Annotated in this window: 7 protein-coding genes and 1 pseudogene; 3 read left to right on the top strand and 5 right to left on the bottom strand. The window is 72.6% G+C overall.

Annotated features, from left to right (window positions below; all coding sequences use genetic code 11):
• Positions 1-17 precede the first annotated feature (17 nt).
• Positions 18-1,040, top strand: a complete 1,023-nt coding sequence (locus ETD96_RS35630) for a glycoside hydrolase family 11 protein (RefSeq protein WP_138640875.1) — start codon at positions 18-20, stop codon at positions 1,038-1,040.
• A gap of 60 nt (positions 1,041-1,100) precedes the next feature.
• Here the strand turns inward: ETD96_RS35630 and ETD96_RS35625 are convergent, their stop codons facing one another.
• Both ETD96_RS35625 and ETD96_RS35620 read right to left on the bottom strand, forming a co-directional pair.
• Positions 1,101-1,943, bottom strand: a complete 843-nt coding sequence (locus ETD96_RS35625) for an NAD(P)H-binding protein (RefSeq protein ID WP_138640874.1) — start codon at positions 1,941-1,943, stop codon at positions 1,101-1,103.
• A gap of 312 nt (positions 1,944-2,255) precedes the next feature.
• A complete protein-coding gene (locus tag ETD96_RS35620) occupies positions 2,256-3,584 on the bottom strand; it encodes a cytochrome P450 (protein WP_138640873.1) in 1,329 nt (442 codons plus the stop codon).
• An 84-nt stretch (positions 3,585-3,668) separates the two neighbouring features.
• On the opposite strand from ETD96_RS35620, the gene ETD96_RS35615 reads away from it, so the two are divergent.
• Entirely contained in the window at positions 3,669-4,508 is an 840-nt protein-coding gene (locus tag ETD96_RS35615) for an SAM-dependent methyltransferase (RefSeq protein WP_138640872.1), read from the top strand.
• Between the two features lie 16 nt (positions 4,509-4,524).
• On the opposite strand, the gene ETD96_RS35610 is transcribed toward ETD96_RS35615, so the two are convergent.
• From ETD96_RS35610 to ETD96_RS35600, 3 genes are all read right to left on the bottom strand, one after another.
• Complete coding sequence (locus tag ETD96_RS35610) at positions 4,525-5,943, bottom strand: purple acid phosphatase family protein (protein ID WP_138640871.1); 1,419 nt, start codon at positions 5,941-5,943, stop codon at positions 4,525-4,527.
• A 79-nt stretch (positions 5,944-6,022) separates the two neighbouring features.
• The gene (locus ETD96_RS35605; RefSeq protein WP_138640870.1) at positions 6,023-6,733 is read right to left on the bottom strand and encodes a type 1 glutamine amidotransferase; all 711 of its coding nucleotides are present in this window, start codon (positions 6,731-6,733) and stop codon (positions 6,023-6,025) included.
• Positions 6,723-7,973: a MurT ligase domain-containing protein gene (locus ETD96_RS35600; protein ID WP_138640869.1), complete on the bottom strand. Its 1,251-nt coding sequence runs from the start codon at positions 7,971-7,973 to the stop codon at positions 6,723-6,725. The genes ETD96_RS35605 and ETD96_RS35600 overlap by 11 nt, the downstream gene beginning before the upstream one ends.
• 367 nt (positions 7,974-8,340) lie before the next feature.
• Here ETD96_RS35600 and ETD96_RS35595 point away from each other — a divergent pair.
• A pseudogene (locus tag ETD96_RS35595) lies at positions 8,341-8,708 on the top strand (hypothetical protein); the annotation flags it as partial.

Genomic DNA, 8,708 nt, shown 5'->3' with positions numbered 1-8,708 from the left:
AGTAAGGACCCACCCCCATGAAGAGCGCGCCCATCAGCGACACCACCCGGCTCCCCCGCAGACGCCGCCCCGCGTCCCTCATCCGCACCAGGCCCCTCATCGGTGCCTGCGCCGTGGCGCTGGCGGCGGCCACGGCGCTCCTGCCCGGCACCGCCAGTGCCGACACGACCATCACCACGAACCAGACCGGCACGAACAACGGCTACTACTACTCCTTCTGGACGGACGGCGGCGGGTCCACGTCCATGACCCTCGGCTCCGGCGGCAACTACCGCATGAACTGGAGCAACGTCGGCAACTTCGTCGCCGGCAAGGGATGGAGCAACGGCGGCCGCAGGAGCGTGAGCTACTCGGGCAGCTTCAACCCGTCCGGCAACGCCTACCTGGCCCTCTACGGCTGGACGTCCAACCCGCTCGTCGAGTACTACATCGTCGACAACTGGGGCACCTACCGGCCCACCGGGACGTACAAGGGCACCGTCACCAGCGACGGCGGCACCTACGACATCTACCAGACGACGCGGTACAACGCGCCGTCGGTCGAGGGCACGAAGACCTTCCAGCAGTACTGGAGCGTCCGGCAGTCGAAGCGGACCGGCGGGACCATCACGACCGGCAACCACTTCGACGCCTGGGCGAGCAAGGGCATGTCCCTGGGCAGCTTCAACTACTACATGATCCTCGCGACCGAGGGTTACCAGAGCAGCGGCAGCTCCAACATCACGGTCGGCGGCACCGGCGGCGGAGACGGCGGGGGCGGCGGGGGCGGCACCGGCGGCTGCACCGCGACCCTGTCGGCCGGGCAGCAGTGGAGCGACCGGTACAACCTCAACGTCTCGGTGTCCGGGTCCAGCAACTGGACCGTGACGATGAACGTCCCGTCCCCCGAGAAGATCATCGCGACCTGGAACACCGCCGCGAGCTGGGACTCCAGCGGCCAGGTCATGACGGCGCGGCCGAACGGCAACGGCAACAACTTCGGCGTGACCATCCAGTCCAACGGCACGTGGACGTGGCCGACGGTCTCCTGCAGCGCCTGAACAGAACACCGCTCTTGTGGCGCGGCGACCAGGCCTCCGGTCGCCGCGCCACACCGTCCCCTACCTGAAGGCGGCGACGTTGGCGCGGGCCCACTCGGCGAAGGTGCGGGGCGCCCGGCCGAGGACGCGCTCGACGTCGGGGCTCAGCCGCAGCTCGGCGGGCCTCGGGTCGCCGAGGACCCGCAGCGTCGTCTCGACGACCGGCTCCGGCATGAACGCCGACATCCGTTCGTACGCCTGCGCCCGGGTCAGCTCCACGAACCGGACCGGCTCGCCGAGGGCCGCGCCGATCGCCGCGGCCTGCTGCCGGGGCGTGACGGCGGCCGGCCCGTTCAGCTCGTAGACCCGGCCCGCGTGCTCGTCCTTGCGCAGGGCGGCGGCCGCGACCGCCGCGATGTCCGCCGGGTCGATCACCGGGATGCCGACGTCGCCGAACGGCGCGGCGACGGTCCGCTCGGCGCGCACCGACTCCGCCCAGCCGTAGGCGTTGGACGCGAAGGCGCCGGGCCGCAGGATCGTCCAGGCGAGGCCCGACCCGCGCACCGCCTCCTCGCGCGCCGCCATGACGCCTCCGTGCGAGGGCGACTCCGGCCGGGTCGCCACGCCCTGCGACGAGAGCAGGACGACGCGCCGCACGCCGGCGTCCCGGGCCGCGTCCAGGACGGCCCCCGAGCCGAGGCCCTGGCCGCCGGCGCCGCCGTCGTGCAGGAACAGGGTCTCGGCACCGTCGAACGCGGGCCGCAGCGTCTCCGGCCGGGACAGGTCGGCGCGCACGTGCGCGGCCCCGTCCGGCAGATCCGCCGGCGTGCCGCGCGACACCGCCGTCACCCGCTCCCCCGCCTCCGCGAGGGCCCGCACCAGCGGCCGTCCGACGTTCCCGGTCGCACCCGTCACCACGATCATGTTCGACTCCCCGTCTCCTCGATGCCGCGTCTCTTGCGCGACGACGGGGACGCTAACAGCCCCTGGATAGTAGGTACCTAGGGGAAAGCGACTACCCTGGAGGAGACGATCGGCGGCGGGCGGCGCGGGTGCGACGGCGGCCTTCCCGGCATTCGGCCGTCCGGAAGAGGGCCGAATGCCGGGCTGTGACCGGTCACTCGGGGCCGCCGTTTACGGGGGGCCGGAAAGTCACCGGTTGAACCGGTTCGAATGGTCGGCCACGCCAATTACCGACCCCGAGCGGAATTGGTTGATCATTCAATATGGCGCCGGTCACATCGCCGTTTCGCGCGGGGTCAGGTTCATCTTGATGTCGTCGGCCGCCCACAGCACGAAGCGCTCGATGGGCGTGACCGTCTGACCTGGGGCGAGCTCGAACTGGAACCGCTTCAGCAGGACGGCCAGGACGAGTTCGGCCTCCACCATCGCCAGCGTCGACCCCTCGCAGCTGCGCGGGCCGAGCCCGAACGGAATGTAGGCGAGCCGCGGACGCCCTGCGGACGCCTCCGGGGTGAACCGCTCCGGGTCGTAGACCTGCGGGTCCGGCCAGTACTCGGGGTTCATGTGGACGGCCCAGAACGGATAGAAGATCGTCGTCCCGGCGGGCACCGTGTACTCGCCGAGGACGACGTCCTCGGTGGCCTCCCGCGCGCCGTAGGGCCCCGGCGGGTAGAGGCGCATCGCCTCCTTGAGGGCCATGTCCAGCTGGGTGAGCGCCTTCAGGTCGGCGTAGTCGGGCGCGGCCCGGTCGCCGAGGACGCCGTCCACCTCGTCGGCGACGCGCTTGGCCACATCGGGGTGCTGCGCCAGCAGGTACAGCGTCCAGGAGATCGCGACGCCGGTGGTGTGGTGGGCGGCGAGCATCGTCATCAGCACCGTGTCGCGGATCCGCGCGGGCGACTCGCCGGACGCCGCCAGCGCCGCGATCAGGTCGCTGCGCTCGGCCTCGCCGGTGCCGCGCTCGCGGTGGGCGGCGAGGACCTCGTCGACGGTCCCGCGCAGGAAGGCCAGCGCCTCCTCGGCCTGCGCGCTCGCCGGGCCCGGCGACCCCATGTACTCGGTGAGGACGGTCTCGAACGCCTCCACCACGCGGCCCGCGGACGCCTCGTCGTCCAGGCCGCTGCCGAGGGCGTAGCGGCAGATCATGCGCAGCGACAGCGCGCTCAGGTCCCGCTGCAGGACGACCGGCCCCGCCGCGGCGGCCCAGCGGTCGGCGAGCTCGGTCGCCAGCGCGGTGAACTGCGCGAAGTGCGCCTCGTGGGACGGCCGCCCGGCCAGCACCGACAGCATCGTCCGCCGCCACGGGCCGTGCTCCTCGGCGGGGATCGTCTGCAGGTTGCCCGCCTCCTGCAGCGGCGCGAGGAACTCGAACAGCTTCTCCGGCCGCTTGTCGATCTTCGCGGTGGCCTCCAGCAGGACGGGGTCGGCGACCGACACCGCCACGTCCGCGCCGGGCAGCGGGAACCGCACCACCGGCCCGTACTCGGCGTGCAGTTCCAACTGGTAGTTGTGCAGCCCGCCGGCCGCCGCGATGGCCGCGCCGCCGTCATTTTCCGCGGCCGGTCCGGGGATCTGCGAGGGGATGCCTCCGTCGCGTCGCATTTGCGCTCTCCCGCCGTCAGGATGGTCGATTCGGTTGTTACGGAGTTGATCACAATGCTTACATGTTCGTGCATAGTTCGCGATATGCCGGGCAGAAAATCGTCCGGCTCCGGCAGAACGGGGGAGAAGACACTGGACACCGTCGATCCGACGACGCCGAACGTCCCGCGGATGTACGACTACCTGCTCGGCGGCAAGGACAACTACGCCGCCGACCGGGAGGCCGTGGAGGAGGTCGTCCGGCACGCGCCGGACACCCCGTTCCTCGCACGGGAGAACCGCGCCTTCCTGCGCCGCGCGGTGCGCTTCCTGGCCGAGTCCGGGATCCGGCAGTTCATCGACATCGGCTCCGGGCTGCCGACGCAGGGCAACGTCCACGAGATCGCGCACCAGGTCGCCCCGGACGCACGTGTCGTGTACGTCGACATCGAGCCGGTCGTCCTCGCGCACGGGCGGGCGCTGCTGGCCGGCACGCCGGAGGTGACCGTCATCCAGGGCGACGCCCGGCGCCCCGGCGACATCCTGGCGGACCGCGAGCTGAACGACCTCATCGACTTCGACCGGCCGGTCGCGGTGCTGATGCTGGCGGTGCTGCACTTCATCGGCGACGAGGCCGACCCGCCCGGCATCGTGGCGCGGCTCCGCTCCGCCATGGCCCCCGGCAGCTACCTCGCGGTGTCGCACGTGACCGCCGACTTCGACGCCGACAGCCGCGTCCGGGAGGCGGGCGCGGTGTACGAGAAGGCCACCTACCAGATCACCCTGCGCAGCCGCGACCACGTGATGCGGCTGTTCGAGGGGTTCGACCTGGTGGAGCCGGGCCTCACCACGCTGTCGCTGTGGCGCCCCGACCCGCGCGCGACCGTCCCGCCCGGCGCCGAGCGCCAGTGGTGCTACGCGGGCGTCGCCCGCAAGGTCGACTAGCCGCGGCCGGCGCCGGCTAGCCGAGGCCGGAGAAGTCCCGCGTGACGACGGTGTTGCGGTCGGCCGGACGGTTCCCCAGGGAGAGCTGTGGCCACTGGCCGGACAGCTCCTGGCGGCTGCGTTCGCTCCAGGCCCGCGCCTCGTCGCCGCGCGTCTTGTAGAAGTTGAGCGCATAACCGCCGGTGTGGACGCGGAGGAGCGTGAAACCGCCCGGGTACTCCTTCACCGCCCCCACCTCCTGCTGGACGACCCGTGGGGCGAGAGGGAACGTCGAGCGCTGGTTGCGGTGCGTGTGCCCGGCATGGTGCAGGAAGACGCCGGGAGTGCGGTTGTAGGCCGTCAGGATGCGCAGGGACTGGCCCGCGTCCAGCGAATGGGCGCCGGTGATGGCGAGCGGGTCGTTCTCGGTGAAGAGCGGGTGGTGGCCGAAGACGAGGGTCGGCCGGTCCGGCTCCTTCGCGAGCTCCGCCTCGAACCAGGCCCGCTGGTCGGCGGAGAGCCCGCCGGAGTCGCCGCCGTCGCCCGGCTTGTCGTAGGTGTCGAGGCCGATGACGCGCAGGCCGCGCAGGTCGTGCGAGAAGTACGTCCGGCCGGACGGGAAGAAGGCGTCCTTGAAGCAGTCGTTCCCCTGCCACGAACCGGGCGTGCAGGCGCCGTAGGGCTCCCCCGCATGCGCGCGGTCGTGGTTTCCGCGCGCCACCAGGTAGTCGCCGCCGAGGGTGCCGAACGTGTCGAGGATGCTCTTGGCGCTCTGCAGGTCGGCGGGGGCGGCTTCGCTGGAGACGTCCCCGGCGGCCAGGAGGTAGGACGCGCCCCGGCTCCGGGCGTCCTCGATCAGGGCCTTCGCCATGACCTCGGGGTAGGGCGGATGGCCCGGCACCTGCTCGATGCCCTTGATCCACGGGAGCTGTCCGACGAGGCCCGCGACCGTCTCGCCCAGGTGCAGGTCGTTGCAGAGGGCGATGGAGAAGAGGTGGCGGCCGGGCGGCGGCTGCGGCGTCGTGAACGCGAACACGTCGCCCTGCGGGCTGCCCGCCGCCGTACCGAAGGCCAGCCAGGTCGGCGCTGCGTCCTGCCCGGCCGACCGCGCCTTGTAGTAGTACGTGCGTCCCGGTTCGAGACCGGTCAGTTCCACATAGTGGTAGGGCGTGCCTGAAGGGCCGTGGGCGACGGACGTCAGGCGGGACGGGTCCGTCCCGTAGAGCACCTCCGCGTCGGACGGCGCGGGCCGCATGCGCCCCAGGCCGTCGTCCGTTCCGGGGACGCCGGTGTACCAGGTGAGGACGGCCGTCGTCTCGGTGACGGTGACCAGTTCGAGGTTCACCGGCCGGACGGCGCCGCCGTCCGCCCGCGCGGTGCCGGGCAGCAGCGACGCGCCCGCGGCGATGGCGCTCCAGCGGAGCAGGGCCCGGCGGCTCGGGCGGCAGCAGATCATGATCGCTACGGTGGCACCGGTGCCGCCGTCCAACCAGGCCCAAAACCGCCCGGAACCGGCCGATCTGCTCTCGGCAGGGTCAGCCGACGACGGCGCGCAGCCGCTCCTCGCGGAGGCGGCCCGCCCAGGAGTCGTCCAGCGGCTGCAGTTCGCGGCCGACCGCCCAGCGCAGCAGCAGGTCGGCGAGGCCCGGGTTGCGGACGAGCGCCGGCCCGTGCATGTAGGTGCCGAGGACGCGCCCGCTGTAGGCGCCCTCGAAGCCGTCGCCGTTGCCGATGCCGTGCACGACCTTCGCGAACGGCTGCGCGTTCGGGCCGAGGTGCGTGACGCCCTGGTGGTTCTCGAAGCCGGTGATGCGCGGGACGTTCAGCTCGGCCGCCACGTCCCCGACGATCTCGCCGACGGCGCGCTGCTCGCCGCGCCCGGAGCGGATGTCGAGCAGGCCGAGGCCGGGCACGGGCTGCCCCTCCTCGCCGCCGAACTCGTGGCCGAGCAGCTGGTAGCCGGCGCAGACGGCGAAGACCACCGCGCCGGACTGGACGGCGCGCGCGAGGCCGCCGTCGCCGCGCAGCCGGTGCGCCGCGAGGATCTGCGGGCGGTCCTCGCCGCCGCCGAGCAGGTAGATGTCGCCGTCGGCGGGGACCGGCTCGTCCGAGCGCAGGCTCACGGTCTCGGTCGGGATGCCGCGCAGCGCCGCGCGCCGCTCCAGGACGATCGTGTTGCCCTGGTCGCCGTAGGTGCTGAGCAGGTCCGGGTAGATCCAGACGATCTTTATGCGGTCAGACGACACGGCCGTACCTCGTTCGGATGCTCTGGAAGGCGGTGTAGTTGGCGATCACGTCGAGGTGCCCGGGCGGGACCGCCATGACCGCCTGGTCGATGTCGTCCACCACGGTGAACGTCACGTCGGCCGCCTCCAGCCGGGCGGCGAGGTCGATGCGGCGCTCGCCGGTGACCCACACGGGGCGGCCGCGCAGGATGCGGTAGTCGACGTCCCACAGCCAGGACGTGTCGCGGCCGTCCGGCCCCTGCGCGTTGATCGACAGGGCGACCGGGCCGGGCGCGGGCTGCAGCACGTCGAACGCCTCCAGCCAGCCCGCCGGGTTCTTCGACAGCAGCAGCCGGATCGACCGGCCCTCGTGCTCGACCGTCGTGTACCGGCCGGCGACGGAGGTGACCTGCGACAGCAGCGGGAGGGCCTGCTCGGGCGGGACGCCGAACTGGGCGACGACCGCGAGCGCGATCAGCGCGTTCGAGCGGTTCGCGCGGCCCGGCAGCGACAGCCCGGCGAGCGAGAACGCCCGGCCGTCGGGCCCGGTGACGGTGTCGCCGCGCAGCGCCCAGTCGGGGCGGGGGCGGCGGAAGTGGCACTGGCGGCAGGCCCAGTCGCTGTCCTCGTCGGTGTCCTGCCGGTCGAGGGGGCCGCCGCACTCGGGGCAGCACCAGGAGTCCTCGCGCCAGTGCTGGCCGGCGGCGACCCACGTCACGCTCTTGGCGGTGGCCGCGCCCCAGGTGACGAGCGGGTCGTCGCAGTTGGCGATGACATGGCTGGTCGGGGACGCCTCCAGCGCGCGGCGCCACTTGCCCGCCAGCAGCCAGATCTCGGCGGCCCGGTCCATCTGGTCGCGGCTCAGGTTCATCAGCGCGACGAGGTTCGCCCCGGTCTCCTTCAGGACCATCGGGACGTACTTCTCGTCGCACTCCAGCACGCCGTAGCGGGCGGACGGCGCGGACGCGAGCGCGGACACGTGGCCCGTCGGCATGTTCGCGCCGAACGCGTTCGTGGCGACCTCCCCGAGCGGCGTCATCGCCGAGGTGATCAGCCGGGTCGTCGTCGTCTTGCCGTTGGTGGCGCTGACGAGGACGAGCTTGCGGTCCTTCGCGAGCCTGGTCAGCAACTCGGGGTCGAGGCGGAGGCCGACCCGTCCGCCGATCACCGAGCCGTCCCCGCGGCCCGCCATTCGGGACATCTTGGCGGCCGTACGACCGAGCGCGACGGCCAGCTGCGAACGCAGCGGAAGATCGCTCATGGACTCCGTCTTCTCTGGATGCGCCGGAAAACCGTTCCGAGCCTAGCCGTTGGACGCACCGGTCCGGGCGCGTTGGGGGCGTACCGGCGGGTTCGCGGGCGTCCCCCGGCGAGAGCGTGCACAATGTGAGCATCATCACACGCGACGGTGTAAACCAACCGGGGCATTGTTGACCAGACCTGACATGTCGTGATTCGGTGCGACCTCCGACTGCGGTGTGCCAGATTTCCGTCCACGCATCCGAGAACGGCGGCACCCACTACTTTTGTCGGGAGCCCTGCTGGTTTCGCGGGGAGGCGGTGCCCGTCCCGGCCGGCGGGCCAGGACCGCTAGCGTGGCAAAGCGGCGATAATGCGAGGTCTGAGCGATGCAGTGTCCGACGTGCGGCAATGACACGCCCGGGACGCTCGGCAAGTGTTCGCACTGCGCGGCGCCGATCGACGTGTACTCGGTCGGGCCCGCGGTCCCGCTCGCGGCGCCCGTCGCGGACCAGGCCCCCGGGGCCGGCGCCGCCGACGGGCTCGGCGACCGGACGATGATGGTGCCGCCGCCCACGCCGTCCTGGGCCCCGGAGCCGCAGCCGCCCGCACTGCCGGACTTCTCCGCCCCGCCGGGCGCGATGCCGCCGTCCCCGACGCCGCAGGCCGGTTCGCCGTACGCCGCGACGCCCCCGGCGGGCTCACCGCACGCCGGTCTGCCGCACGCCGGGTCGCCGCAGGCGACGGCCCCCGAGCC

Origin of the sequence: Actinomadura geliboluensis, assembly GCF_005889745.1 — a bacterium.
Taxonomy (GTDB): Bacteria; Actinomycetota; Actinomycetes; order Streptosporangiales; family Streptosporangiaceae; genus Spirillospora; species Spirillospora geliboluensis.
This window is presented reverse-complemented; position numbering and strand designations above follow the sequence as displayed.

Coding starts and splice junctions, on each gene's coding strand:
- ETD96_RS35630 (WP_138640875.1), top strand. CDS start 18: ATGAAGAGCGCGCCCATCAGCGACACCACCCGGCTCCCCCGCAGACGC.
- ETD96_RS35625 (WP_138640874.1), bottom strand. CDS start 1,943: ATGATCGTGGTGACGGGTGCGACCGGGAACGTCGGACGGCCGCTGGTG.
- ETD96_RS35620 (WP_138640873.1), bottom strand. CDS start 3,584: ATGCGACGCGACGGAGGCATCCCCTCGCAGATCCCCGGACCGGCCGCG.
- ETD96_RS35615 (WP_138640872.1), top strand. CDS start 3,669: ATGCCGGGCAGAAAATCGTCCGGCTCCGGCAGAACGGGGGAGAAGACA.
- ETD96_RS35610 (WP_138640871.1), bottom strand. CDS start 5,943: ATGATCTGCTGCCGCCCGAGCCGCCGGGCCCTGCTCCGCTGGAGCGCC.
- ETD96_RS35600 (WP_138640869.1), bottom strand. CDS start 7,973: ATGAGCGATCTTCCGCTGCGTTCGCAGCTGGCCGTCGCGCTCGGTCGT.